We start from the raw sequence: 25,803 nt of genomic DNA, 5'->3' as shown, positions 1-25,803 counted from the left end.
AATCCCTGAGTCGGGAGCACGGACTTGGGGGTGGGGGGCTGGTGGCGAGGCCGCCAAGGCGGCCTCGCCGGCGGATGGCTTCAAGCCGTAAGCGCTTTCGCATTCTGTTCGAGGAACGCTTCCAGGCTCTGCGGCTTGCGTCCCGTCAGAGCTTCGATGTCGCCGGTCACCATTGCGATCTTGCCGTCCCGTGTATTGGTATCGAACGAGACGATCGTCGGGATCAGGACATCCGGCAGACCGGCACCCTTCAGGCCCTCGGCGAGCTGCTCGTCGCTGACGTGGACGACCTGCAACGGCAGGCCGGTGGCCTTGCCGGCGGCGGCGGCTATCTCCTCGACCGTATGGGCTGCCGGGCCGGTGAACGTATAGATCTTGCTGTCCTTGTCCTGCGACAGAAGGGATGCCGCGATCGCAGCGCCGATGTCGGCGCGTGCGACGTGGGCGATGAGGCCCTGGCCGGATGCGCTGTACCACTGGCCGGTCTTCAGGGCATGCGGCAGCGCCATGAACAGGTTCTCCAGATACCAGCCGTTGCGGAAGATCGTATAGGGGATGCCGGTCGCCTTGATCGCATTCTCTGTTCCAAGATGATCGCCGGCGAAGGTGACGCGGGAGTCGTCGGGCTGCGGCAGGGAGGTGTAGAAGATACGCTCTACGCCGGCCTTCGCAGCGGCTTCGACGGCGGCCTTGTGCTGGTTCAGCCGCTTGCCCGGTTCGCCGAGTGCGTCGGTCGAGATGATCAGTGCCTTGTCGACGCCGGCGAAGGCCGCGGGCAGGCTGGATGGATCGTCGAAATCGACCTTGCGGAGGGTAACGCCGCGGGCGCCGTAGTCTGCAAGCTTTGCCGTATCGCGGGAGGCGGCGATGATGGAGGCGGGGGCGATCTCGCCCGATGCGAGCAGCTGGTCGAGGACGATGCGGCCAAGCTGGCCGGCGGCGCCGGTGATGAGGATGGTCTCGGACATTGCAATTCCCTTTTCAGGTCCATCGGGAGAGGTGGTTCTCTTCCGTTTCATGGTCTCATATTGAGACCTTGGCCTGTTCTATGCTAGGAACGGCGCTTGTAAAGGAGGCAGTTTTGGCTCCCGTGGTTACCTGGAAGGAACCTTGCCATGAACAGGATTGCGCAGCCGACCGAAGGCGAAAGGGTGATCATCATTGACGGTGTTGCCATGTCGAGGGACAATTGCCCGGTGCGGGACGTGCTCGATCACATCGGCGGGAAATGGAACTCGCTGATGATTTTGGCGCTGGCCAACGGGCCGATGCGCTTTTCGCAGCTTCGGCGTTTCATTCCCGACATCTCGCAGCGCATGCTGACCCAGACCCTGCGCGATCTGCAGCGCGACGGCTACCTGATCCGCACGGTCTATCCCACCCAGCCGCCCAGTGTCGAATATGCGCTGACCGAACTCGGGCAATCCCTGCTGGTACCGCTGCGGGTGCTCGTGCAGTGGTCGCAGGACAATCATCCCGCCATCAGGAGGGCGCGCAGTGCCTTCGACGGAAAGGGCAGGGACTAGGCTCGCGCATTCAATCGTCCCGACAGCACGGGGCCGACTATCGCCGATCCCGTCCCAGCCTGACCGCTGTTCTCAGTGCACGGCTCGCATGAAAAGAAAGCCGTTGTGCCCATCTACTGTCGCGAAGATTGTAGCTCTAGGCGCATCGCCCTGACATTCGTCAGGTCTCGATGGTGATGCCGGGCACAAAGCAGGCGGAATTTCGGAATGCAGGATCTTCATCACCTCGTAGTCGTCGGCGGCGGATTTGGCGGCCTTCAGCTCGTCAATTCGCTGAAGGGTGCGCCCCTTCGGATCACGCTGATTGACCGCCGCAACCATCATCTCTTCCAGCCGCTACTCTACCAGGTCGCAACCACGGTCCTGGCGACCTCGGAGGTCGCCTGGCCGATCCGCCATCTCTACCGCCACCGGGCGGAGGTCACAACGCTGCTGGACGAGGTCGTGGGCGTCGATCCTGTGGCCAAGACCGTGCAGCTCGGCGGTGGTGGCACGGTCGCCTACGACACGCTGGTGCTCGCCACAGGCGCGACGCACGCCTATTTCGGCCATGACGAGTGGGAGCCGGTCGCTCCGGGCCTTAAGACGCTGGAGGACGCCACGACCATCCGCCGCCGGATCCTGCTTGCCTTCGAGCGGGCGGAACTTTCGAGCGATGCGGCGGAGCGCGAGGCGCTTTTGACCTTCGTCATCATCGGCGCCGGCCCGACCGGCGTCGAGCTCGCCGGCATCATCGCCGAGCTGGCGCAACGCACCCTGCCCGAAGAGTTCCGCCATATCGATACGCGTCAGGCGAAGGTCATTCTCGTGGAGGCCGGACCGCGCATCCTGGCCGCCTTCAGCGAACCGCTGTCGGACTATGCCCGGCGTTCGCTGGAGAAACTGGGCGTCGAGGTGCGCACCGGCGTACCGGTGACCGCCTGCACGGCCGAGGGGGTGACGATCGGCGACACGTTCGTGCCGAGCCGCACGCTCGTCTGGGCGGCCGGCGTACAGGCCTCCCCGGCGGCGCGCTGGCTCGGCATACCTTGTGACCGGGCAGGGCGGGCAATCGTCGGGCCGGACCTGTCGGCGCCTGGCATTGCGGATGTGTTCGTGATCGGCGACACGGCATCGGTGATCCAGGAAGATGGCAAGCCGGTGCCGGGCATCGCGCCTGCGGCCAAGCAGCAGGGCACCTATCTCGCCCGTCTCATCCGCGCCAGGCTATCGGGCAGGCCCGCGCCGGGGGCGTTCCGCTACTGGCATCAGGGGAGCCTTGCCACGATCGGCCGGCGTGCGGCGATCATCGAATTCGGAAAGTTCAAGCTGAAGGGCGCGTTTGCCTGGTGGTTGTGGGGCATCGCCCACATCTATTTCCTGATCGGCACGCGCAGCCGCTTTGCCGTCGCCTGGAGCTGGCTGTGGATCTTCCTCAGCGGCCAGCACAGCGCCCGCCTGATCACGCAGAGGGAAACGATTCAGCAGCGGGAAAGCCGGGAGGGGCCGTAGGCGCGCCTCGGTTCGGCGGGTGGGAAACGGAATAGAAAAAAGGCCGGATCGCTCCGGCCTTTCCAGGTCACTCTCCGCTGCCGCAATCGGCGGCGGCGCTGCCTTGAAAAATCAGGCGGCGACCAGCTGGTCGGCGGACATCTTGCCCGACTTGCGGTCGCGGATGAGCTCGTAGCTGACCTTCTGACCTTCGTTCAGGCCAGCGAGGCCCGCGCGCTGTACAGCCGAGATATGTACGAAAACGTCCGGCTCGCCGTTATCGGGAGCGATGAAGCCGTAGCCTTTGGTGGTGTTGAACCATTTTACGGTACCAGTTGCCATGACGAAACCCTTTCTGTGGCATTGCTGATAGCTCACCGGTCCTAAGACCGAAGAACTGGATTTGGTCGAAATTGAAGGGGAAGTTCGTCAAACTGCGCTGAAGCGCAAAAGCAAAAGTCGTCGTTCAATTGTCGATCCAAGAGAAATAATTGGTTCGCTTGACGAGGTCAAGGTACGAGCCGCGCGCCTTGATGGCCGGAAAGCTGTCTTTCTGGCGGCTGCGCATGCCGCAGGCAGCAACCACGCGGCATGCCATCCGGACGAGATCCACCGCGCCGCGGGGGGCGCGGCGGCCAATTCAGGCATCAATGAAGTGGCGATGCGGCGCAGCCTTCGGTCTGAACGAAGACCGACGGGGCTTCGCCTTCCTGCAGACGGCGCTTGCGGATGAGGACGGCCATGACCCGGGCGGCCGTGGAGAACGTCATGACATCCAGCGGGCCTTCGCCGTCCCAGGGTTTGGTCAGCCGTTCGGTCACCAGTTCCCGGGCGGTCTTGGGCAGAATGTCGGTGCATTCGCGCATGGCATCGAAGACTGTGCTGATCGGCACGAGCGTGCCTTCGTGCATCACCGACGGTTCGGGTTCGCCGGGCTTCCAGTCGTGGAAGGCATCGATTGCGTCGCGAAAGAGAAGTTGCAGGGTGATCGGAGCGTGTCCTTCGTGAAGGTCAGGCAGGAAACTCATCATTTTCTGTCTCCTTGGCGTCGGGGTGAGCTGCTTACTCCTGCAGCGATCGCTCTCAGGTTGCTGACATCCTGAAAGGCGACCTCACCAATTCTATCGAGATGAAATGTCTTGGGAAGAGAAAAATGATGCGTGAATGGGCGCTAATTTACCGCCATTTGGGAATTTTGTTTCCGTTCAATCGTTTAAGCAGTCGTTCTCATGTGCAGATTCATGGCGGCACGAGGGCGACATTGCGGCCAGGACCTGCTTTGCACTGAAGAATCGTGTCGACCGGTCCGATTTTGACGCGTTCGTGCGGGATCGTAGGGGCATGGCGGATTTGCAGTTGACGGTTTGTGACAATCGGCCTAGAACGTCGCCGAACCGTACCGTACGGTACGCAATCTTGAATATTGTAAGGGTGGATCGTGCAGGTCGTCGAGGAGAGCGCAGCGAAGGTGAATGGGGCCGGTCTGACCGAGCGCCAGAGCGCCGTGCTGGAAAGCGCGCTCAACCTCCTCGTGGAAGGTGGCGAAAAGGCGGTGACGACCGCTGGCGTCGCGCGCGCCGCGAACTGCTCCAAGGAAAGCCTCTACAAGTGGTTCGGCGACCGTGACGGCCTGCTGTCGGCGATGATCGGCTATCAGGCGGGCAAGGTCCGGACCGTCGAGGTTCGGGCCGAGACGCTGACGGTGGAGGGGCTGCGCCGGCATCTGTCCGCGTTCGCGCTCGACCTGCTGGACGTTCTTTCCGGCGACGTGTCGCTGGCCTTGAACAGGCTGGCGATTGGCCAGACGGTCAGGGGCGAGCGCCGTGGCGGTGCGGCCAGCGGCGAGGCGACGCTAGGTCGGTTGCTGGAAGAGCGCGGGCGCCGTCAGATCGGCCGCCGCGCGACGACGTTGCTGGAGGCCGGACGCAAGGCGGGCCTGCTGGCGTTCGAAGACGCGGATGAGGCCTACGGCACGCTCTACGGACTGATCGTGACGGATGCGCATCTGCGTATGCTGCTCGGCGAGGATCCGCGGGCCATGAAAAAGGAATTCGCCGGGCGGGCGGAACGGGCGGTGACGTCGTTCCTCACCCTCTACGGCGTAGGTGCAATGGCCGACGCATAGGGCGGCTGGCCGAAACTGTCTGACAAGCAAGGGAAGGAAACGAAAATGCGCGTCTATTACGATCGTGATGCCGATCTCAACCTCATCAAGGCGAAGAACGTTGCCGTCGTCGGCTACGGTTCGCAGGGCCGTGCACACGCCCTCAACCTCAAGGATTCCGGCGCCAAGAACGTCGTGATCGCGCTCAAGGCGGGCTCGCCGACCATCAAGAAGGTCGAAGCCGACGGCTTCAAGGTCATGACGGTTGCCGAAGCTGCCAAGTGGGCCGACCTCCTGATGATGGCGACCCCGGACGAGCTCCAGGCCGACATCTACAAGGCCGAGATCGCCGGTAACATCCGTGACGGCGCTGCCATCGCGTTCGCACACGGCCTCAACGTCCACTTCGGCCTGATCGAGCCTAAGTCCTCGGTTGACGTCGTCATGATCGCGCCGAAGGGTCCGGGCCACACGGTTCGTGGCGAATACCAGAAGGGCGGCGGCGTTCCCTGCCTCGTTGCCGTTCATCAGAACGCCTCGGGCAACGCCCTTGACCTCGCGCTCTCCTACGCCTGCGGCGTCGGCGGCGGCCGTTCGGGCATCATCGAAACCAACTTCAAGGAAGAGTGCGAAACCGACCTCTTCGGCGAGCAGGTCGTTCTCTGCGGCGGTCTCGTCGAGCTGATCCGCGCCGGTTTCGAAACGCTGGTCGAAGGCGGTTACGCCCCGGAAATGGCTTATTTCGAGTGCCTGCACGAAGTGAAGCTCATCGTCGACCTGATCTATGAAGGCGGCATCGCCAACATGAACTACTCGATCTCGAACACGGCCGAGTGGGGCGAATACGTCACGGGTCCGCGCATCATCACCGACGAAACGAAGGCTGAGATGAAGCGCGTCCTGAAGGACATCCAGACCGGCAAGTTCACCTCCGAGTGGATGCAGGAATGGAAGGCTGGCGGCGCACGCTTCAAGGGCATCCGCCGCAACAACGACGCCCACCAGATCGAAGAAGTCGGCACCAAGCTGCGCGCCATGATGCCCTGGATCGGCAAGAACAAGCTGGTCGACAAGTCGGTCAACTGATCATTTCGATGTCTCGCTGAGGCGAGCTTGCATCTCATTGCTGAAACCGGGCGGGCAACCGTCCGGTTTTTTCGTGTTCTCGGCGTTCTTGATTGTTTGGGGTTAACCCATGCCACTTTCTCTCGGGCCGCTTATCCTGCGTGGCGAACGTGCAGGCGCCGCCTTTCTATAGAGCATTGCGCTGCGGGCATTTTTTCTGCTATTTTACCTTTGGTTGTAGTTGATCGATGGAGGGCGTGCCGTGAAACTGCAGTCCGCATTGGAATTACAGGGAGAGGTCTTCCGCAAGGTCTTCAATTTTGAAGAGTTGCCGATGGCCGCTGTCGGCGAGGCGCCGGCGGCTTCCACCTTTGTCGATCCGATTCTCATGGACGAAGAACAAGCCCGCCGCCGCTCGCTGACCAGCGCCCGCCGGCGTATCGCAGAGGATATTGCGCTCGGCATCGCGGAGGGACCCGGGGACGAGGAAGCGCAACTTGCTGTTCTCGTTCAAAACCACCTGCTGATGAACAGTTCGGTGATCGACGAGATCCGCACTCTTTCAAGGCGCGAGGCGGAGATCATCTATATAGGTCGGCAAGTCCCATTGTGGACCCAGACCCGGAACCAGCCGCTGCGCATCGGATGCAGCACATCGCCGGCAACGGTGAACTACAGTGGTACCCTTGGCTGCTTCTGCCGGGATTCCCAAGGCGACAGGATGGGCATTCTCTCAAACAACCATGTGTTGGCCGACGTGAATCGGGTGCCGATCGGCACACCCGTCATCCAGCAGGCGGTAGGCGACGCCGGGCACCGGACGAGAGATGTGGTTGGCAGTCTTACCCGCTTCGTCCCAATTCAGTTCGGCGGCTTGCCGAATGCCGTGGATGCTGCGTTCGCAGAGTTGGGAGACCATGGGCGAGGCGTAGATACGCGCGGCATCTACGATAGCCGTACGCCTCCAGTTCAGGTGTTGACCCTGCAGCCGACGGGTGTCGTGCAGGCGTTTCCGGGGATGCCGGTCTTCAAGACCGGGCGGACAACGAGGCATACGGCCGGCAAGGTGCGGGCGGTCAATGTGAATAACTACGTCGTCAATATGGGGGTTGGGCTTGCGCGCTTCGACGGCCAGATCACCTTCGAAATGGACAACAATCCCGCTCGCGCGTTCTCTGCACCCGGCGACAGCGGTTCACTCATCGTCGATGGCCAGGGCGTTCCGGTGGCGCTTCTGTTTGCGGGGTCACAATCCGGCGGTGCAGGAAACCTTGGCATCACTGGCGGAAATCCTATATCTTCGGTCAAGGCTCAGTTGGGCGTAATACTGATCTGAGGATTTTGCGATGGGTGCGTTGCGGCATTCGATCGACCAGGCGACCGCGATCCAGAAGGACTTCGAGGAAGCATATGCCAATGAAAGTGGTGTGGTCGGTATCGGAATCAGTCTGAATGACAAGCACGACGATCTCGCCATAAACGTTCAAGTCTCCAAGCCGGCGACTGTGCAGAAGCTTCCGAAAACATTTGACGGCCTCGATGTCGTTGTCGATGTCGTGGGGGCTGTCAGGGCGTTTTGATCCCCCTGCCAACGAAGAGTGGGTATCCTCATAGTCCTGTTACTGTGAGGGAATGCGACTGGGATTAGTAATCTGCAAGATTTGTTTGCCATACCGCGTGGCTTTCCCGAGTGTTGCAGGATTTTTTTTGTGTCCACTTGCACTGTTCCTTCGTTTTACACCGCTTTTATGTGATCCCAGCCCGAGGGTGCGTTGACGCCCCCGGCAAGTCCGTGCATCTTCGCCAGCGTAGTGAGGGATGTCGCCGGACGGGGATGCTTCAGGAGAGAAGCGAGCCGGCGACAAATCCATCAACATGATTGCCTTTGCATACATGCAGTTCTTTCTGGAATTCCTGGGAGTGTGCTGTGAAGCGACGTGCATCGATTGTCTTATTGTCGACGGCTTTTGCCAGTGTCTTTGCGGCTGTGGGCGCGCACGCGGCTGATCTCGTCATTTCCGCGCCGAACTGGCCCTCCGGGCAGGCAACCGCCAACATTCTCAAGATCGGTATCGAAAAGACGCTGGGGCTTGCCGTCGACGTCAAGCCGATGGGTACGATGAACGCGTTCGTCGGCCTGGAAAAGGGAACGGTCGACGTGCAGCCGGAAATCTGGCGGCCGAATTTCGACGATCTCGTCAGGAAGTATGTCGACGAGAAGGGTGCCGTTACACTGGCGGGCAAGAGCGTCGCTGCGTGGCAGGGGCTCTGCGCCACGCCTTCGGCAGCCAAGACGATCAAGTCCATAGGCGACCTCGGCGATCCCGAGAAGACGAAAGTCCTGGATACCGACGGCGACGGCAAGGGCGAGATGTGGATCGGCGCTCCGACCTGGCTTTCGACGGGGATCGAGCAGGTGCGGGCCAAAAGCTACGGCTACGGCGAAAACATGACGCTGGTCGAGACGGAAGAGGACGTCGCCATGGCGGCGGTCGATGCGGCGGTCGCCACCGACCAGCCGATGGTCTTCTACTGCTACGCGCCGCACCACGTCTTTCAGCTTCACGAACTGACAAGGCTGGAAGAACCGGCACACGATGCGGCCAAGTGGAAGCTCGCCCCGGCCAGCGATCCGCTCTGGATCGAGAAGTCGAGTGCCACGACCGCCTGGGATGCGGCACATTTCCAGATCGGCTATTCGTCCGCGCTTACCGCGAAGCGGCCCGAGGTCGCGAACTTTCTGGAGCATGCGGACTTTACCGCCGACGAGGTGACGCAGATGAGCTACGCCCTCGGCGTGGAGCGCCAGGAACCGCTTGAATTCGCCCGGAAGTGGGTCGAGCAGAACGAAGCGCGGGTCGAGGGGTGGGCCAAGCCATGAGTGCGGTTCGGGAAAAGAAAAGGACGAGCCGCCTTGGTCGCCTGGGATTGCTTCTGGCGGCGGCTGGCATCGCACTGGGGCCGCTTGTGGCGCTGGCGCAGACGCAGATTTACGATGCCAAGACGGGCAAATGGGTCGACTACGACAAGAAGAAGGCCCGGCAGCTCTATGCCCGCAACAAGCAACTGCCCGAAGCGTTCCAGCGGCAGGTCGTGCCGTTCAGGACCGCCGAAGCGCCGGGCACCATCATCATCGACGGCAACCAGCATTTTCTCTACCTGGTGCAGCCGGGCGGGAAGGCGATCCGCTACGGTATCGGCGTCGGGCGCGAGGGCTTTGGCTGGGCCGGCATGGTTCGTGTCGGCCGCAAGGCGGAAAACCCGACCTGGACGCCGCCGCCGGAGATGGTGGCGCGCGATCCCAATGCGGCGAAATGGGCGGCCGGCATGCCAGGTGGCCGTCCGGACAATCCCCTCGGACCGCGGGCTATGTATCTGTTCGTCGGCGACAGCGACACGATCTACCGCATCCACGGCACGATCGAGCCCTGGACGATCGGGCTCGACGTTTCGTCCGGCTGCATTCGCCTGAACAACGAGGATGTCATCGACCTCTACGATCGCGTCGACGTCGGCGCGAAAGTGATCGTGCTGATGCAGGGGGCAGCCCTCTACAAGGGCGTGTGAGTCGATCGCACAAAGAAGGAATGACGACGGCAGGACGCAACCGGCCGCGACGGCCGAAAGAGAGGATGTGTCTGGAATGGATGCAAGGGGGATCGCTTTCGGCTGGCTCACGCTGGCCGCAGCAGGAATGGTTACCGGCTGCCAGTCGGCGCCGGCGCCGCAGGACATGGCGCGGACCAGTCTCGGCACGGCGCCCGCGGATCTGCAACTGATGTGCGCCACCGCTGCGGCGGGTCCGTCCGGCGTCGACAGCAGCAGGATCCTGCCCACCAGTTCGAGCCAACTCGACGCGACCAACTACCGTGTTGATCTCGATGCGGCCGGCAACAGGTTCACCTGCGTCATCGACAGCAGCGGCTCGGTGAAATCGATCGGGCCTGCGACAGCCGGCGCCGCCCCGGCTGCACCGGTCGAGGCGGGTTAAAGCGTCTCGCGTCTATTTTGAGCCCTTCTGCCGGAGCAGATTTTCGTCTGGGCAGAGGCGATTGGCGAAGGGCATACCCCTGAGGTACGACCGAGCCGATCGCCTCTGATCCGGGCTGGAAGATGCTTGGCCCTTCGGGTTGGCTGAAACGGGTTGCCTGATCGACCGGCCGGCTTGGCCGTAGGGCATGGCTACGACACGCGCCGGCCGGTCGGCCATCCGGTTTCGTTTGAGCCAACAGAATGGCTCCAAACAGACGCACCGCTTCAGGCCGGCCCGGAAAATTCCCTGTCGATCGACCATGAAAGGGCCGATCGGCATGCGCTGCGCGTACGCCAGATGACGCAAGCGCTGATACCCGTCTGAACCCGATTGCAATCTCCGCGGAAAGGGAACATGATTTCGGCGTAGTCGTTTCACGATCGGGAGGATAGTGTGATGGCAACGTTCATATATCATTTCGCCTGGTTCGACGTTTTGATCCTGGGAGCGATCGCCGCATTGATCCTGGCAAGCCTTTGGGGCGAGAGGAAAGCCTGAAGGCGGAATGTTGCGATGCTTTTCCGCGGCGTCGCTGACGCTGCAGGAAGCGTATTGGCTGAAATGGGCGGCACTGCGTTGCCGCGTCTGACCCAGCGCTCACGTCGCGTTGTTGCGCCGCCGTGTCACGGAGTAGCCTCCAGCTACGCTGCGCGTCCGTGTCTCATATTGAACGATCGGATTGCGAACTGCGGCCCATATCCCCACTTGACGCTACCCAAAGCGGTTATCGCCAAAGGGCGGACCGGAGGCTCCGCGTGACCTTGCGGTGCGCGGAGCCCGATCGATCATTTCTCGGCGACGATCAGCTTGCGGTAGAGATGCCACGTGGCGTGGCCGAGGATCGGCATCATCACTGCAAGGCCGGCGAAGATGGGTATCGAGCCGATCATCAGGCAGGCGGCGACGATGAAGCCCCAGAAGGCGACCGGAATCGGGTTCATCATCGTGGCGCGCAGCGACGTCTCGACGGCGGCCACTGCGCCGACATCCCGGTCGAGCAGAAGCGGAAACGCGATAACGGTCGTTGCCAGCACCACGGCGGCGAAGCAGAAGCCGATCAGGTGGCCGAGAATGATCATCCGCCAGCCCGCGGCTGTCCCGAACACCTGTGACAGGAAAATGGAAAGGGACTGGGGCTGCTCGGTACCGAACAGGCTTGTATAGAGCCGATCGGCAGCGAGTATCCAGGTGACGAACAGCACCACCAGCATCGCGCCGACGGCAAGGATTGCGGGCAGGGCGGGCGAACGGCGGATCTCGAAGGCATGATACCAGGAGGTGTCCAGTCCGGCTTCGCGGCGCCGGCTGATTTCATAGAGGCCGAGTGCAAGCAGCGGGCCGAGCAGCGCGAAGCCTGCGGTCAGCGGGAACATGATCGGCATCAGATTGGCGCCGGAGCTCCAGATCATCAAGATGACGCCGGACAGCGGAAAGAGCAGGCAGAGAAAGGCGTAATGCGAGGGCTGCTCCCGGAAGTCGTCGATGCCCAGGAGAAAGGCGTCCCAGACTTCGCCCACGGTAATTTTGCGCACCTGTGGATGGGCGACCTTGTGCTGCGCGTCCGACATCACGTGAAATGTGGCCATGCTCAGTCCTCCTTGCCGGTTCGAACCGCAGGGTCACCGTGGGCACGGCCTCGAGCCACCGCACGGTGGTCCCTCAATGGTCCTCCGACAATAGCATTCCTGTTCCGGATTGTCCTGCTTCTTGAGGTTCGCCCTTGACATGGGGGCGCAGCGATCGCACATCGCCAGCCATGAAAGTATCTGACGCAGAGATCCTGATCATTCCGGGCTACACGAATTCCGGCCCGGAGCATTGGCAAAGCCGCTGGCAGGCCAAGTTGTCGACCGCGCGCCGCGTCGAGCAGGCGGAATGGGCAAAGCCCGTGCGCGAGGACTGGGTTGCGCGGGTGGTCGAAGAGGTCGAGGCGGCGACGAAGCCCGTGGTGCTGGTGGCCCATTCTCTGGGCGTTGCGGCGGCGATCCACGCGGTCCCGCATCTCGGCAGCAAGGTGGCCGGTGCGTTTCTCGTCGCGCCGCCGGACGTGGCAAATCCGTCCATCCGGCCGAAGCACCTGATGACGTTCGGTCCTTATCCGCGCGATCCGCTACCGTTCCCCTCCCTGTTGGTGGCAAGCCGCAACGACCCGTTCGGCAGCTATGATCATGCAGACGATGTTGCCAACGCCTGGGGCTCTTTCCTCGTCGACGCCGGCGATTCCGGCCATCTGAACGCGGAGTCCGGCCACGGCCCCTGGCCCGAAGGCGGGATGGTGTTCGCGCAGTTCCTCAGCCGCCTTAAGGCCTGAATGTCAAACTAGGTAGCAAATGCCGCCAACCGACAACGATGCGGCGTTGGCCGCTTTACGCCAACTACGGCCATCAGCATTCGTCCGGAATGCGCCAGAAGCGGTTACCAGCTTGTTAGATTAAACAACCTGTCCGGAAACATGGGGGACAAGCCCACCTGTGCCGTGTAATGGGAACGTTATGATCTCATCTGCGTCAATATGGCTGATGTTGTATGCAGCAATCTTGAGGTAGTTCTCCTCACGATAGATAGTGTCAAGTCGCAGCCTGGAAGTATCCAAAATGTGGGATTGGTTCCCTATAGTCTTCTTTCCGTTCAAAATTCTCGTATTAGGCACGGGCATGTTCTTCGCCATCAAGTGGCATCACGATCAAGAGAAGAAGAAATAAAAGAAAACAGCGGACCGTAAGCGCCCGCCGATTAGAGAAGCGCCGCCGATTTGGTCCGCTTCGGGCCGGAAGCGGTTGGTGGCATTTGCTACAATTCCGGAAGTTTCCCAGAGTCTCCCTTATTCCTGATAAAGCAGACGGACTCCGAGGTTTCATTTCGTCGTTTGTCTTTTCGGGAAGCCGGTTTCCATTTCTCCCTGACAAACGTCAAGCGTTTCCGCGCGCATAAGCTGCGTCATTAATCGGAATTTCACGGTATGCGCAGATGCTCGCAATCCTATGGTTGCGAACGGGCGCGCGCGTATGAGTGCATTCCAAGATCCGGAGACGAATTCGCCAGCGGGCGAACTGGTGGATCCGGTTTGTCGGCGATCGCCGTTCGGCATGGGAATAGCCGACGATACGCTCAGCTTCGTGTCTGCAAATCCCGCGCTCTTGCGCATTTTCGGCGTCAATGAGCTCGCTGACCTGCCGGCGCTTGACAGGATCGCGGATGACGGCGCTTTCGTCAGCCACCTGTCTGCCGCCCTTGTCGGCGATACGGCGACGGACGCGCTGGAGCTTTTGTTGCGAAGGCCCGGCGGCGACAGGATCTGGTGTCTGGTTTCGATCTTTGCAAGCGAGCGCCGCGACGGTCGGCAGATCGTGCTTCAGGTCGTCGATATCGACGCACAGAAGCGGCGCGAATTGGAGCTGGCCGATCGCGAGAGCCGCTGGAACAGCGCGCTTGAGAGCGCCGGGCAGGGGGTGTGGGACCACGATTTCGCAAAGGGCGACCTGTTCTATTCCCGGCAATGGAAGGCCATCCGCGGACTGGCGCCGGATGCGGAGGTGGATGGCCGTCTGGAGAACTGGATCGAGGCGGTTCATCCTGACGATCGGGAGCACGTGCTTCGCGAAATCGCGCGGCAGGAATCGGCAGAAGCCGCTTTCAACGTCTTCTGCTACCGCGAACGCCATCGCGACGGGCACTGGATCTGGATAGAAAGCCGCGGAGCTGTCGTCGCCTACGGTCCGGACGGCAAGCCGTCGCGCATCGCGGGAACAGATACGGATGTTACAGAGCGCCGCAAGGCCGAGGAATTGCTGGAGCAGCTTTCCCGCCGTCTGGAGCTTGCGCTCGATATTTCCCGCATCGGCGTCTTCGAGGCGAATCTCAAGGCCCGCACGCTGACCTGGGATGATCGGCTGCGGCACATTTATGGCAAGGGCGCGGGCCGGGTTCGGCCGCTGGACTGGGAAAACGCCATCCACCCGGAAGACCGGGCGCAGGCGGCGGCAGCGGTCAAGCGGGCGATACTGGAGGGAAGCGAATACAGCAATGCCTTCCGGATCGTTCGCGGGGCGGGCGAGATCCGCTATCTGCGTTCACGTGGCGCCCTGTTCATCGACAGCGACGGGGTGAAATGGCTCGTCGGCGCCAATTGGGACGTAACCGAGGACATCCAGCTCCAGCTGGAGCTGAAGCATGCTAAAGAACTGGCGGAGGCGCGCAGCGCGGCCCTGGAGGAGGCGCGCGGACGGCTGGAGCACAACGCTCTGCACGACCACCTCACCCAACTGCCGAACCGCCGCTATCTCGACGCAACGCTGGAGGAACGGGCGCAACGGGCCGGACGGGACGGCACGCGTCTTTCGATCCTCCACATCGATCTCGATCGATTCAAGGAGATCAACGACACCCTGGGCCATACGGCCGGGGATGCGATGCTGAACCGCGCTGCGGCGGTGCTGCGGGCGCATATGGGGCCGGAAGACTTCGTCGCCCGGATCGGCGGCGATGAATTCGTCTTCCTTGCCTGCGGCACCGAAAAGCGCAAGCTGGACGAGCTCGCCGAGCGGATCGTCACGGCCATGCGCGCGCCGGTGCTGTTCGAGGGGCATGTCTGCCGCTTCGGCGCAAGCATCGGCATTGCGAGCGCGGTGGGCAGTTCGATCGACGGACGGCAATTGCTGATCAATGCCGACCTGGCGCTCTATCGCGCCAAGAACCGCGGCCGCGGGCGCCACGAGTTCTTTACCAGCGATTTCCAGGCGCAGATCATCGTCAGCAGGAAGACGGGCGACGAAATCATGGCAGGCCTCGAGCGCCGGCGGTTCCTGCCCTATTACCAGCCGCAATTCTGCGCCCGGACGCTCGATATCGTCGGCGTGGAAACGCTGGCGCGCTGGGATCACCCCGAGCGCGGCATTCTCGCGCCGAACGAGTTCCTGGCGATCGCCGAGGACATCAATGCGGTGGCTGCGATCGACCGGCAGATCCTGGAGCGGGCGATCTTCGATCTGGCCGCCTGGGAACTGCAGGGCGTGGTCATTCCGAAGCTGTCGGTGAACGTTTCGTCCAGGCGCCTGCAGGATCCGGACCTTTGCGCGTCGCTACGCGCCATGCCGCTGCAAAAGGGGCGCTTGTCGTTCGAGCTCCTAGAATCAATCTTCCTCGATGACTGCGATCCCAAGATCCTCGACAACCTTGCGGAGATCCGCAGGCTCGGCATCGAGATCGAGGTTGACGACTTCGGCACGGGGCATGCCTCCATCGTCAGCCTGACGAAGCTGCTGCCGCGGCGGCTGAAGATCGATCGCCAGCTCATCCGTCCGATCGTCCGTTCGGCGGCGCAGCGTCGGCTGGTCAGCACCATCATCGAGATCGGCCGGTCGCTCGACATAACGGTAACGGCGGAGGGCGTGGAGACGGCTGCACATGTCGAGGTCCTGCGTGACATGGGCTGCGACGCGCTGCAGGGCTTTGCGCTCGCCCGGCCGATGCCGGCGGCCGAGATCATCGACTTCGTGCGTTCCGAAAGCTGGAGGAACGGCGCGGTCGATATGGGCGCCGATGGCAGCCCTGCCGGTCCGGTCGCCAGCCGGGCCTGAACGCCGCCAACGGCCACAGGAAAGACAAGCCTTGCTGCAACCCGGCAGCGGTGATACGGCCTGCCCGGGGAGTGCCGGAAGATAGGTCAGTATTATTGACTTAATGTGGCCGCTATGGTCCTCTCCCGCATTAAAAAATTCCGAGGAAACCCCCATGCTGAATTGGGAAGATATCTTTGCCACGCGTTCATCCCGGATGAAGGCGTCGGAAATCCGTGAACTGCTGAAGCTGCTCGACAGACCCGACATCATCTCGTTCGCCGGCGGCATTCCGGATCCGGCCCTGTTTCCGGACCAGGAATTCAAGACGGCCTATGCCGATATCTTCTCCGGCAGCGCTGTGAACGCGGCCCTGCAATATTCCGTCAGCGAAGGCTACAAGCCGTTGCGCGAATGGCTTGCCGGCGAAATGGGCAAGCTCGGCATCGGCTGCACGGCGGACAACGTGTTCATCGTTTCCGGCTCCCAGCAGGGGCTCGATTATCTCGGCAAGCTGTTCTTGTCGCCAGGCGACACCGCGCTCGTGACCTGGCCCACCTATCTCGGCGCGCTGCAGGCCTTCAACGCCTACGAGCCGGCCTACGACCAGCTGACGCTGAACGGCAACCGGACGCCGGACTCTTATCGCACGGTGGCGCAGGAAGCGGGCGGCAGGGTAAAGTTCGCCTATCTGTCTGCCGATTTCTCCAATCCGACCGGGGAAACCGTCGACCGCGCCGGCCGCGAGAAACTGCTCGATCTGGCCGAAGAGCTTGACGTCGCCGTCATCGAAGACGCCGCCTATCAGTCGCTGCGCTACGATGGAGAGGCCGTTCCGCCGATCCTGGCGCTGGAACTGGCGCGCAAGGGCGGGAACATCAACGCTACCCGCACGATCTATTGCGGCAGTTTTTCCAAGACGTTGGCGCCGGGTCTTCGCGTCGGTTTCATCGTCGCCAACGCCGACATCATCCGCAAACTCGTCCTGATGAAGCAGGCGGCCGACCTGCATTCCTCGACGATCAACCAGATGGCCATCGCGCTGGTCGCCGAACGTGGCTTCGAGGCGCAGGTAAAGAAGATCAAGGCCGCCTATAGCAAGCGTCGCGACGCCATGCTCGAGGCGCTCGGCAAATACATGCCCGAAGGCGTTCGCTGGACGCGGCCGGAAGGCGGCATGTTCATCTGGGTAACGCTGCCGGAAGGCTTCGACGGCGCCGATCTGCTGGCCAAGGCGATCGAGAGGAAGAAGGTGGCGTTCGTGCCGGGCAAGGCGTTCCATGCCGACGGCAGCGGCGCCAATACTTTCCGCATCTCGTTCTCCTGCGCGGACGAAAAGATGATCGACGAGGGCATCTCCCGTCTCGGCGCGCTGATCCGTGAGGAAATGGCGGCCTGATCCGCATGCAGGTCACTTCCGCGCGCAACGATCTGCGCGCGGATCAGGGTGCTGCGACGTCAATCTCCCTGCCGTCGGAAGCAAAGGTGACGCGGCCGATCTTCTGGCCATCTGCGCTTTCGACACGCACTTCCAGCGTCGGCCTGCCGTCCGGCGAGGACACCCTGAAACTGCCGTCAGGCCCCATCGTCTGGCCGATGGCGAAGGTATAGCGCGACAGCGGCATGGACTTCTCGTCGATGCCGAGCAGCGCATAGGCGCGCTTCTTGAATCCGGCCAGTTTCTCCGATCGGGTGAAGGCACCAAGAGCGTCGAGCGGGAACAGGCGTTCGGCACGGAACTCCGCGTCCCAGGGCATCAGCCTGTCGGAGCGGCTCATCTGCGCGGGGCCGGCGACGAATTCGGCCATCGCTTCTTCCCTGTCGGGATCCTCCGCAAGGATGCGCGCCTTCTCCCTGTCGAAGGCGATCTCCGCGAAGCGCGCACCCGTTCCGAATTCCTGGGAAAGGCGCTCGAACGTGGCTGCGACCATCCCGGGATCCAGCCAGTCGGCCTCGGACGCGTGCGAAGGCGGCCGGTTGACCTTGCGGACCTCGCCGTCAGGAGTGATCTCTATGCTGCCGGCGGAAGCGGCGATGCCGCCTTCGGCGTCGAGATCGTTGAAATAGACGATCCAGCGCATCTCCGGACCACCTGGCAGTTCGGCAACCCGCTTCAGCGTCATGTATTCGAGGCGAGCCTGGTCGTTGCCCCACTCCCGCCGCGCGATGTTGCGGATCTTTGCCAGCGAGGACAGGTCGACGTCGCTCAGCGAAAACAGTTCTTCGGCGCTGGCTCCGTGAACGAGGGGGGACAGCAGCGGCGAGCGGGTGACGCCGGAAATCGTCCAGCTGTAGTCCTCCTTCCGGCCGGCAACGGTCGGATGGTCGGCGGCGACCGATAGCGCGCGCGGGCGAACGGTCAGGTCGCGCAGCCGCCTGTCGCCGCCGATCGCCGCCATGAGCGCATCCATCGCCTGCTTCTGCGGCCAGTTCGCATCGGCAAGCAGGTCCATGTTGCGGGCGCGGTTGGTGTTGGCGAGATCGCCGCCGGTGATTTTGCCGGCGGCGTCGGCGCGGATCGTGGCGCTTTCTCGACCGGAGGTGACATAGATCGACCAGCGGACATCGCCGTAGGCGGGCTGGGGCAGGATCGTCACGTCGCGCGAAATCTCGATCGACTGGACATGGGCCTCGTCGTCCAGATCGGCATAGGCGACCGCACGGGCGGCGATGTCCGGAACGATGTCGAGATCGATCGCCTTGCGATCGAAGAAGCCGCTTTCGACATCGTTTACCAGCCCGGGTGAGGTGGAAGCGCGGGGGCCGACCGTCGTCTCGAATTCCATGAAAAGGCGCGTGACGCGACCGATCTGCCATTCGTCGATGTCGGCGCTGCGCTTGCCCTGCAGATCGACAGTGATACGCCGGTCGGTCAGCTCTATCGCTTGCAGGCGGGGGCTTCGCCCGGTCTGCGCGATGATTTCGTCCACCGCCCGCGAGGCTTCCCCTGCGTCGGCGATATAGGAGCTTTCGGCGGCATTGGCTGCAGCGGCGAACAGGGCAATGCAGAGCCCGGCCGCAAGAGCGCTCGCCGTCATGGTCCAAGCCCTCATTCGGTCCTCCCGACCGATTCTGCTCTTTCGCCGCGATCATGGAGCCTGCGTTGCCGACAGACAAGCCGTCATTTCCCGGCAGCGAGGCGGCCGTGCGCCGCAATCGCGCATGCTGGGGAGAAATGCGCTTCCCTTCGTGGCGTCTGCGGGTAAACTCCGCGCCGTTTCAACGGTATTTTCCCATGTCCCTGCGTCTTGCCACCTTCAATGTCGAAAACCTGCTTTCCCGCTTCGATTTCACCGGATTTCGCAACCAGGCCCGGCAGGATCGGGTGCTGCGGCTGTTCAGTATCCGCAGCGAGGCCGAATTCCAGCGTCTGGAGGAGGCGCGCACGATCGGGCTTGCCGACGACGCGCGCCAGCAATCAGCGTTGGCGATCGCCGATGCCGATGCCGACATCCTCTGCCTGCAGGAAGTCGACAACATGGAATCGCTGCAGGCCTTCGAATACGGCTACCTGTTCAAGATGGTCGGCAGCGGCTATCGCCAGCGCTATCTGATCGAGGGCAACGACACGCGCGGCATCGATGTCGCCGTGCTGATGCGGGAAACGACGCGTGACGGTCAGAAGATCGAATGCGTCGACGTGCGCAGCCATGCCTCCGTGACCTATGACGATCTCGGCATCTACGCGCCGGAGCTCGCGCCGCTGAAGCCGAGCGACCGCGTGTTCAAGCGCGATTGCCTCGAACTCGACCTGCGGATTGGTGGCCGGCCACTGACGCTTTTCGTCGTGCATTTCAAGTCGATGGGGCCGGGGCGCGACGGCTTGGACGGGCGTTCCTCGACCATGCCGCTGCGCATGGCGGAGGCGCGCGCCGTTCGCCGCATCATCGAGAACCGGTTCGGTATCGGAGGGGGGGCAAAAAAGTCCTTCGCGATTTGCGGCGACCTGAACGACTATCAGGAGAAACTTGTGGTCGAAGGCGACCGGCGCAATGGATACACGTTCCGCCGGGTGGTGGAGGATCAGAGTTGCCTCGATGTGCTGACGAAGGACGGTTTCGTCGAGAACCCGGTGCTGCGGCGACCGGAGGACGATCGCTGGACGCTCTATCACAGTATGGGACCCGAGGAGCGGCATCTTTGCCAGCTCGACTATATTCTGCTGTCGCCGACCCTTGCCGGCCGCAACCACGCCCGCGTCCCGGAGATCATCCGAGGCGGACAGCCCTACCGCACCGTCTTTCCGCCGGGGCAGGACGTCGAACGCTATCCGCGCATTGGCTGGGACCGTCCGAAGGCCTCCGACCATTGCCCTGTCGTCATGACGCTGGATGTGTGATGGACAGGCTGGCTGAAAAGGTGGCCCGCGCCTGGCCGCCCGAGCGAGTGGTATTCCCGATCCGTGATGTCGAAATCCGTGTGTCGGATGCGACCCATCCCTTCTTCCTGGCCGAGCGGGACGCGATCGCGCGGAACTGGCGGGAGGAAAGTGCCGCCAATCCGGCGCTCTACGATGGCGAGATGCTCCTGCAGAGCGCGGTCGACATCTCCGACGCCGGCGTGTTCGCAACCGCTCATCTCGTTTCCTTCTCGACGTTCCTCCTGTGGCGGAAGCGGCGTCCGAGGGCACTCGGCCTGCATCTCTTCGGGCTGCCGCTGCTCGTCTCGTCCGATGGGGCGGTCGTCGCAATCCGCATGGGCCGGCACACCGCCAATCCCGGCAAGGTCTACTGCGCGGCCGGGTCGCTGGACGCGCACGATATCAAGGACGGCTTCTGCGACATCGAGGCGAACATGGCGCGGGAGGTGGGCGAGGAGACGGGGCTCGACCTCTCGAGTGCCCTGGCCGAGCCGATGCTGCATGCGCTGCATGTCGACAGCGTGGTCACCGTCCTGCGTGTCTATCGCTTCGCGCAGACGGCCGATGAAATGCTGGACGCGATCGCGGATCACATGAAGACGGAGACCGAGCCGGAGATCGACGGCGCCGTGGCCATCCGCGACAGCGATCCGGCGCGCCATGCCTATGCCGCCTTCATGCCGCCGGTCCTGCGCTGGTTCTTCCAGCGGGGACAGGCGTGATTTGCGCTTGCCGGCCACGGGGGGCTCGTGCAGTTTGGCCCAGATATTTGTCGAAGGAGTGAGAAGTGTCGCGTCGATACGCCGTCTATGACGTTTTCACCGACCGCAAGCTCGCGGGCAATCCGCTGGCCGTCGTGTTCGATGCCGACGGGCTGGACGACGCGGCAATGCAGGCGATCGCCACCGAATTCAACCTTTCCGAGACCGTTTTCGTCCACAAGGCCGAGGTTGCAGCCCATGTCGCGCGCGTCCGCATCTTTACGCCCGCGCACGAGCTGCCCTTTGCAGGACACCCGACAGTTGGCGCGGCCGTGGCGATCGCCGAAGCCGGCAATGGCGAACTGGCGCGTCCGCTCGATCTCGTCAGCGTGCTGGAGGAGAACATCGGTCCTGTCCGCTGCGCGGTGAAGCTGCCGAAGGAAGGGGCGCCCTTTGCCGAGTTCGACCTGCCGCGCAAGTCGGTGCGCCTGGATGCGGCGCTGGACCGGCAGGCGATCGCCGACACCTTCGGCCTCAAGATCACCCAGATCGGCTTCGAAAACCATGTGCCGTCGTTGTGGAGCGCGGGCGTCGCCTATGTTCTGGTGCCGGTGCACGACCTGGCAGTCGCCTCCGACGCCGAGTTCGACCCGGCGATATGGCAGCGTTGCGTGCCATTTGCCGAGGGAAGGCTCGCTTCCGCCTATCTATATTGTCGCGGCGCAGTCAATCATCTGGCGCGCTTCCATGCGCGGATGTTTTCCTCGGACCTGGGGCGGGAGGATCCGGCGACCGGGTCGGCGGTGGCAGCACTCTCCGGCGCCATCCAGCTGTTCGACCAGTTGGTCGACGGCCACCACCCGATCCTGATCGAGCAGGGAGTGGAAATGGGGCGGCCGTCGATGATCCATCTTCATCTCGACGTGGCAGCAGGGCAGATCGCGGGTGCACGCATCGGAGGGCAGGCCGTTCGCATTGCCGGCGGATGGCTGGAAATCTAAACTAGGCACCACGGTATGGCGGAGGCATGGAGGCGGCGCGAAAGCCGTGGCGTCGATGCCGGAGGGGGTCCAAAAAAACGGGCCCGCAATTGCGAACCCACTGACGGGGGGCGCGCGGAACCTTATCCGGCTGTCGTCACCGCGGTCGCTCCACTTGTGGCGCTAGCCGGCCAGAATTGAGAGCCGCCGTAAAAGATGGCAAGCGCCAAGAACAGAAACACGCCGACAGTCGCTAATTTCCATGACATTCCCGGTCATACCTCCCATGACATCAAGACGGGCGCCGCCAATCTCGGCCGGCACCGCGGGATCGATCCTCCTTCGATCCGGCTGCAGGTTGACAGGTATCAATCGCAAGTCAAGTTGGCGTGATCGGCAGTGTCCCAGAAGGCCGGTATTGCAACCGGTCAGGCGCTGCGGTGCGATCATTCCCGCTGTGTTCGCATCAAATGATTTGTCGACCCGGTCCCCGCGTGCACCTGGAGATCATCGCCGATTCGCGTGTCTTCGTCCTGCGTCACGACCAAGCGCGCGGACGAAGCGGCCGGCGGCCGCCTCGCTTCCGGCCTAGCGGCAGCGCTTCGTCGTCTTGGTGACCTGGCGGTCGTCTGTTTCCTTCTTCACCGTCTTGGTCGTGCAGCGCTCGGTCTCGGCAATCGAGCCTACCCGTCCGGCGTGATCACGATCGTCGGTTCGGCCTCGCGGGTCTCGTAGGTCGTCCTCTTTTTCACGATCGTCGTGGAATCGGCTGCGGCCGGGGCGGCAAGACCGATGACGGCGAGGGCGGAAACACAGGCAATGACAACACTTTTCATCGGGGGTCACTCCTCTTTAGTGTTGAAGGCAAACGCGGGTGGCCTTGAAGGGTTCCCCGATGATGGCCGCGCCTGGAACGGCCTGTTGAAGGCGCAGAGTGAAGGGCGCATATTCAGATCTAGGTGCTCCCGGCAGCGGAAGACGACAGGACGCGCCGTGCATTTTGCCTAGGTTGATGCCGTGCAGTACTTCCGCAGGGACTTCTGCGGGAACATCTACACCACCACCCTCTTTACCGTGCACTTCTGGAGGACATCAGATGGAAAAAGATCGCGAGACCAGAATCCGCGAGCGAGCCTATGAAATATGGGAGTGTGCCGGCCGGCCGCTGGGCCAGCAACTCGAGCATTGGGACCAGGCCACGCATGAGATCGATCTGGCCGACGGCGAGATCAAAGGCGACGACGTCCCCAACCTCGCGGCGATACGCGAAGCGGTGCGCGAGCATGCGGATGTATACATCGTGAAGACCGATCTGGAGGATGCGGACCAGCGCGAGGCAGCGCCCGGCACCCGCGAGCAGCCCTAGGGTGGCGCACACCAAGCTATCGGCGCCGGTTGTCGCTGTGGAATTCAGCGGCCATCCAGCCCCTGAAGCTTTGTGCGAAAAACTATCGCTAAGTGCTTGAAAAAGTTTTGGTGGGTGATCACGGGCTCGAACCGTGGACCCGCTGATTAAGAGTCAGCTGCTCTACCAACTGAGCTAATCACCCATCCAGAACCGCCTCGCTGCGGTCTGATGGGGCGTATAATGGCGTTCGCAGACCTTGTCTACCCACTGGCGAAAAAAATCCTACGGTCCGTGCATTTTTCCTTCGGCGCCCTGTGGATGCGGCCGGAGCCGCGGTGGCGGGCGGGGAGCAGACCTGACGAACCAGGCCAATTGCCCGGATGGAAGCGCCACGTTTGTGTTATAGTTTCAGCTAGACGGCACAAAAGTGCCGCCGATGCGTTTGCCTTACGAAAGGCAAAAGGTGAGCGAGATGAGGTATTTTGCAGCAATCGGCCTGTCGCTGGCCGCTGCCGCCTCGGGCGTCCTGCCGGCACAGGCGCTGCCAGCGTTCCAGGTGTCTAATGTCAGCAATTCGGACGTCGTGCAGGTGCGGGACCGCGGATGGTATCGCGGTAGGCACGGGGGCGGTCATTGGGCGGGGCGTCCTCGGGGCGGAGGTTACTGGGCTGGCAACCGCTATCGTCATGGATATTATCGCAACGGTTATCGTTATGGCCCCGCCTGGGGTGGTCCCTACAGGTATGGCGGCTACTACGGGCGCTACTATGGTCCTTACTACGGCGGCTACGACAATTTCGGGGCGGTCGTCGGAGGTCTTGCTGCAGGAGCGATCATCGGCAGCGTCATCGCCCAGCCTCGATACGTTGCGCCGCGCTACTACGGCGGCAATAGGCATGTCAGTTGGTGCTATGCGCGCTATCGGTCCTACAGGGCCTATGACAATACGTTCCAGCCATACTACGGGCCGCGCCGCCAGTGCATTGCGCCCTACTGAGGTTCCCCGGTTGTTGTTCAGGGGGCTTGTCTGGCACGCAGTCCGTCCCCATATAGCGATCAACGGTCCTGCCGGTTGAGCGTCCTACCCAAAGTCGTGGACGCCCGCGGGATCAGTCGAGCTTGATGTCGCTGACCACGGATGTACTGGCAGGGCAAGAGATCGACGCAGAGAAGGTCGGTGCGTTTCCTCGCCCGGCCTTTTCGTTTTTCCGGACGGCGGTTCTGCGAGCCTTCGAACCTTGACGCTCAGGCCGCATCCGTCTTCCGGTCTTCCTCCATCGCAGCATCATTGGTCGCCGCACGCTGAAACAGTGCTGCGATGAGGTCGGATTGCGTGACGATGCCGATGACGCGGTTGTTGCGGTCGACGACGGGCATGTGATGCAAGCCCATGTCCGCCATTGGCGGGACCAGCTTGGCGATCATCGTTTCGGGAGCCGCGGACTGGACGCGGCGCGTCATGATCTCGGCAACGTGGTGCGGTTTGCCGTTGCGGCCGCCCAGCGCCAAACGGACCTTGCCAGCGAAGCCGAAGCGAAGCTGGCCGTTATTGTTCAGGACGGCATTGTGCATGAAGTCGGTCTGGGTGACGATGCCGACGAGGCCGTCGTTTGCAGTGACGACGGGCAGGGCCTTGATGCGGTGCTGCAGCAGAAGCTTCCATGCGTCGCGCAGCGAAGTTTCCGGCGCTACGGTGGCGACATCGCGCGACATGACCTCCGCACAGCTTATTTCGCCCGAGCGGCGCGTATAGGCGCGGATCTGCGCCTGATGCAGCAGCTCGTCCAGAACGTCGGGGCTGACGTCGACGATTTCGTCATACTGGGCAAGGACCGCCTCGAGATCCTCCGGAATGGTGCCCAGCCGTCGCGTCGGAGCCGGATCGGCCGTTTTGTGCGGATTGGCCGCAGTGAGGGGGGCGAAATGCGGATAGCGCCGTCCGGTGAGATTGTTGAAGGCGATGGCGACGGCGAGGATCAGGAAAGAATTGATACCGACCGGTGTCAGCACGAACCAGTAGCCGGCCTCGTGCACCGAAGGTCCGCCGAGGACGGCGGTCAGCGCGACGGCACCGCTCGGCGGATGAAGGCAGCCGAGCATCATCATCACGCCGATCGCCAGCGAGACGGCGATCGCAGCGGCAACGACCGGATCCCCGATCAACAGGGCACAGGTAACGCCGATCACGGCGGCGATCGCGTTGCCGCCAATAATGGACCATGGCTGGGCGAGGGGGCTTGACGGTGCGGCGAACAGCAGAACCGCCGAGGCGCCCATAGGTGCGATCAAGAGCGGCAGGCTGGCGCTCGCCCCGAGCGCGTAGGTGCTGACGAAACCGGTGAGGAGAATGCCGAGAAGGGCGCCGAAAGCGGCGCGAAATCGCTCCGCTCCGCTGACGGGGGCGATGGCGGGCAGCAACCGCTTGAGAAATTGCAAAGGCTTGGTCATGTCGTCTCGCCGGATCGTGCGCAGTGTGCGGGCATTCCGTTAGCACGGCTGCCGGCTTCCGGCGCGCAATTCTGACCTAAATTAATCAGATAGCCTGAAAAATGTGCATCTGTCGGACTGTGCGCGGCCGGCGGGCGAGAAAATGGGCGCGGCCTTTCGGCCTTTACGGCGATCGCAAATGGCAAGGTTGCGCTTCGTCCGGAAATTGAGCGC

The 25,803-nt window shown here is 62.7% G+C and carries 24 protein-coding genes and 1 tRNA gene; 17 read left to right on the top strand and 8 right to left on the bottom strand.

Annotation, left to right across the window (positions count from 1 at the left end; genetic code table 11):
- Positions 1-80 precede the first annotated feature (80 nt).
- The gene (locus HV823_RS18360; protein ID WP_176951182.1) at positions 81-968 is read right to left on the bottom strand and encodes an SDR family oxidoreductase; all 888 of its coding nucleotides are present in this window, start codon (positions 966-968) and stop codon (positions 81-83) included.
- A gap of 147 nt (positions 969-1,115) precedes the next feature.
- Between HV823_RS18360 and HV823_RS18355 the strand changes: the two genes are divergently transcribed.
- Together HV823_RS18355 and HV823_RS18350 are read left to right on the top strand one after the other, a co-directional pair.
- Entirely contained in the window at positions 1,116-1,526 is a 411-nt protein-coding gene (locus HV823_RS18355; protein ID WP_176951181.1) for a winged helix-turn-helix transcriptional regulator, read from the top strand.
- Between the two features lie 207 nt (positions 1,527-1,733).
- Complete coding sequence (locus HV823_RS18350) at positions 1,734-3,017, top strand: NAD(P)/FAD-dependent oxidoreductase (protein ID WP_176951180.1); 1,284 nt, start codon at positions 1,734-1,736, stop codon at positions 3,015-3,017.
- Positions 3,018-3,128: 111 nt separating this feature from the next.
- Here HV823_RS18350 and HV823_RS18345 read toward each other — a convergent pair whose 3' ends face one another.
- Both HV823_RS18345 and HV823_RS18340 read right to left on the bottom strand, forming a co-directional pair.
- Positions 3,129-3,338 carry a cold-shock protein gene (locus HV823_RS18345; protein ID WP_097139496.1) on the bottom strand — a complete coding sequence of 70 codons (210 nt, stop codon included), beginning with the start codon at positions 3,336-3,338 and terminating at the stop codon, positions 3,129-3,131.
- Positions 3,339-3,643: 305 nt separating this feature from the next.
- Complete coding sequence (locus HV823_RS18340; protein ID WP_176951179.1) at positions 3,644-4,027, bottom strand: BRA0787 family protein; 384 nt, start codon at positions 4,025-4,027, stop codon at positions 3,644-3,646.
- 407 nt (positions 4,028-4,434) lie between these two features.
- Between HV823_RS18340 and HV823_RS18335 the strand changes: the two genes are divergently transcribed.
- From HV823_RS18335 to HV823_RS18305, 7 genes are all read left to right on the top strand, one after another.
- A complete protein-coding gene (locus tag HV823_RS18335) occupies positions 4,435-5,121 on the top strand; it encodes a TetR/AcrR family transcriptional regulator C-terminal domain-containing protein (RefSeq protein WP_343051909.1) in 687 nt (228 codons plus the stop codon).
- Positions 5,122-5,166: 45 nt separating this feature from the next.
- A complete protein-coding gene (gene ilvC / locus HV823_RS18330; protein ID WP_176951178.1) occupies positions 5,167-6,186 on the top strand; it encodes a ketol-acid reductoisomerase in 1,020 nt (339 codons plus the stop codon).
- A 241-nt stretch (positions 6,187-6,427) separates the two neighbouring features.
- Positions 6,428-7,501, top strand: a complete 1,074-nt coding sequence (locus HV823_RS18325) for a hypothetical protein (protein WP_176951177.1) — start codon at positions 6,428-6,430, stop codon at positions 7,499-7,501.
- 10 nt (positions 7,502-7,511) lie between these two features.
- The gene (locus HV823_RS18320) at positions 7,512-7,745 is read left to right on the top strand and encodes a hypothetical protein (protein ID WP_176951176.1); all 234 of its coding nucleotides are present in this window, start codon (positions 7,512-7,514) and stop codon (positions 7,743-7,745) included.
- A 347-nt stretch (positions 7,746-8,092) separates the two neighbouring features.
- A complete protein-coding gene (locus HV823_RS18315) occupies positions 8,093-9,046 on the top strand; it encodes an ABC transporter substrate-binding protein (RefSeq protein ID WP_425487677.1) in 954 nt (317 codons plus the stop codon).
- Positions 9,043-9,732, top strand: a complete 690-nt coding sequence (locus HV823_RS18310; protein ID WP_176951175.1) for a L,D-transpeptidase — start codon at positions 9,043-9,045, stop codon at positions 9,730-9,732. The genes HV823_RS18315 and HV823_RS18310 overlap by 4 nt, the downstream gene beginning before the upstream one ends.
- Positions 9,733-9,808: 76 nt before the next feature.
- Entirely contained in the window at positions 9,809-10,156 is a 348-nt protein-coding gene (locus tag HV823_RS18305; protein WP_246301645.1) for a hypothetical protein, read from the top strand.
- An 827-nt stretch (positions 10,157-10,983) separates the two neighbouring features.
- On the opposite strand, the gene HV823_RS18300 is transcribed toward HV823_RS18305, so the two are convergent.
- Entirely contained in the window at positions 10,984-11,784 is an 801-nt protein-coding gene (locus HV823_RS18300) for a DUF2189 domain-containing protein (RefSeq protein WP_176951174.1), read from the bottom strand.
- 170 nt (positions 11,785-11,954) lie between these two features.
- Between HV823_RS18300 and HV823_RS18295 the strand changes: the two genes are divergently transcribed.
- The 3 genes from HV823_RS18295 to HV823_RS18285 all read left to right on the top strand — a co-directional run bounded on the left by HV823_RS18295 (position 11,955) and on the right by HV823_RS18285 (position 17,152).
- Positions 11,955-12,509 (top strand): RBBP9/YdeN family alpha/beta hydrolase, encoded by a 555-nt coding sequence (locus HV823_RS18295; RefSeq protein ID WP_176951173.1) that lies wholly within the window; start codon positions 11,955-11,957, stop codon positions 12,507-12,509.
- Between the two features lie 694 nt (positions 12,510-13,203).
- Positions 13,204-15,774 (top strand): sensor domain-containing protein, encoded by a 2,571-nt coding sequence (locus HV823_RS18290; RefSeq protein ID WP_176951172.1) that lies wholly within the window; start codon positions 13,204-13,206, stop codon positions 15,772-15,774.
- Between the two features lie 154 nt (positions 15,775-15,928).
- Positions 15,929-17,152: an aminotransferase-like domain-containing protein gene (locus HV823_RS18285; protein ID WP_176951171.1), complete on the top strand. Its 1,224-nt coding sequence runs from the start codon at positions 15,929-15,931 to the stop codon at positions 17,150-17,152.
- Positions 17,153-17,195: 43 nt separating this feature from the next.
- Here HV823_RS18285 and HV823_RS18280 read toward each other — a convergent pair whose 3' ends face one another.
- The gene (locus HV823_RS18280) at positions 17,196-18,806 is read right to left on the bottom strand and encodes a carbohydrate-binding protein (protein ID WP_176951170.1); all 1,611 of its coding nucleotides are present in this window, start codon (positions 18,804-18,806) and stop codon (positions 17,196-17,198) included.
- Positions 18,807-18,988: 182 nt separating this feature from the next.
- On the opposite strand from HV823_RS18280, the gene HV823_RS18275 reads away from it, so the two are divergent.
- The 3 genes from HV823_RS18275 to HV823_RS18265 all read left to right on the top strand — a co-directional run bounded on the left by HV823_RS18275 (position 18,989) and on the right by HV823_RS18265 (position 21,815).
- Positions 18,989-20,092, top strand: coding sequence for an endonuclease/exonuclease/phosphatase family protein (locus tag HV823_RS18275; protein WP_176951169.1), 1,104 nt, complete (start codon positions 18,989-18,991; stop codon positions 20,090-20,092).
- Positions 20,092-20,835, top strand: a complete 744-nt coding sequence (locus tag HV823_RS18270; RefSeq protein ID WP_176951168.1) for an NUDIX hydrolase — start codon at positions 20,092-20,094, stop codon at positions 20,833-20,835. The genes HV823_RS18275 and HV823_RS18270 overlap by 1 nt, the downstream gene beginning before the upstream one ends.
- A 65-nt stretch (positions 20,836-20,900) precedes the next feature.
- Positions 20,901-21,815 (top strand): PhzF family phenazine biosynthesis isomerase, encoded by a 915-nt coding sequence (locus HV823_RS18265; RefSeq protein WP_176951167.1) that lies wholly within the window; start codon positions 20,901-20,903, stop codon positions 21,813-21,815.
- 662 nt (positions 21,816-22,477) lie between these two features.
- Here the strand turns inward: HV823_RS18265 and HV823_RS18260 are convergent.
- Positions 22,478-22,630, bottom strand: a complete 153-nt coding sequence (locus HV823_RS18260; protein ID WP_176951166.1) for a hypothetical protein — start codon at positions 22,628-22,630, stop codon at positions 22,478-22,480.
- 260 nt (positions 22,631-22,890) lie between these two features.
- Between HV823_RS18260 and HV823_RS18255 the strand changes: the two genes are divergently transcribed.
- Positions 22,891-23,160, top strand: a complete 270-nt coding sequence (locus tag HV823_RS18255; protein ID WP_425487676.1) for a DUF2934 domain-containing protein — start codon at positions 22,891-22,893, stop codon at positions 23,158-23,160.
- Between the two features lie 108 nt (positions 23,161-23,268).
- Here HV823_RS18255 and HV823_RS18250 read toward each other — a convergent pair.
- Positions 23,269-23,344 (bottom strand) — tRNA-Lys (locus tag HV823_RS18250).
- 270 nt (positions 23,345-23,614) lie between these two features.
- On the opposite strand from HV823_RS18250, the gene HV823_RS18245 reads away from it, so the two are divergent.
- Complete coding sequence (locus tag HV823_RS18245; protein WP_176951165.1) at positions 23,615-24,139, top strand: BA14K family protein; 525 nt, start codon at positions 23,615-23,617, stop codon at positions 24,137-24,139.
- A gap of 248 nt (positions 24,140-24,387) precedes the next feature.
- On the opposite strand, the gene HV823_RS18240 is transcribed toward HV823_RS18245, so the two are convergent.
- Positions 24,388-25,590: an HPP family protein gene (locus tag HV823_RS18240; protein ID WP_176951164.1), complete on the bottom strand. Its 1,203-nt coding sequence runs from the start codon at positions 25,588-25,590 to the stop codon at positions 24,388-24,390.
- Positions 25,591-25,803: the final 213 nt, after the last annotated feature.

This window comes from Mycoplana rhizolycopersici (assembly GCF_013378445.1).
Classification (GTDB): domain Bacteria; phylum Pseudomonadota; class Alphaproteobacteria; order Rhizobiales; family Rhizobiaceae; genus Mycoplana; species Mycoplana rhizolycopersici.
This window is presented reverse-complemented; position numbering and strand designations above follow the sequence as displayed.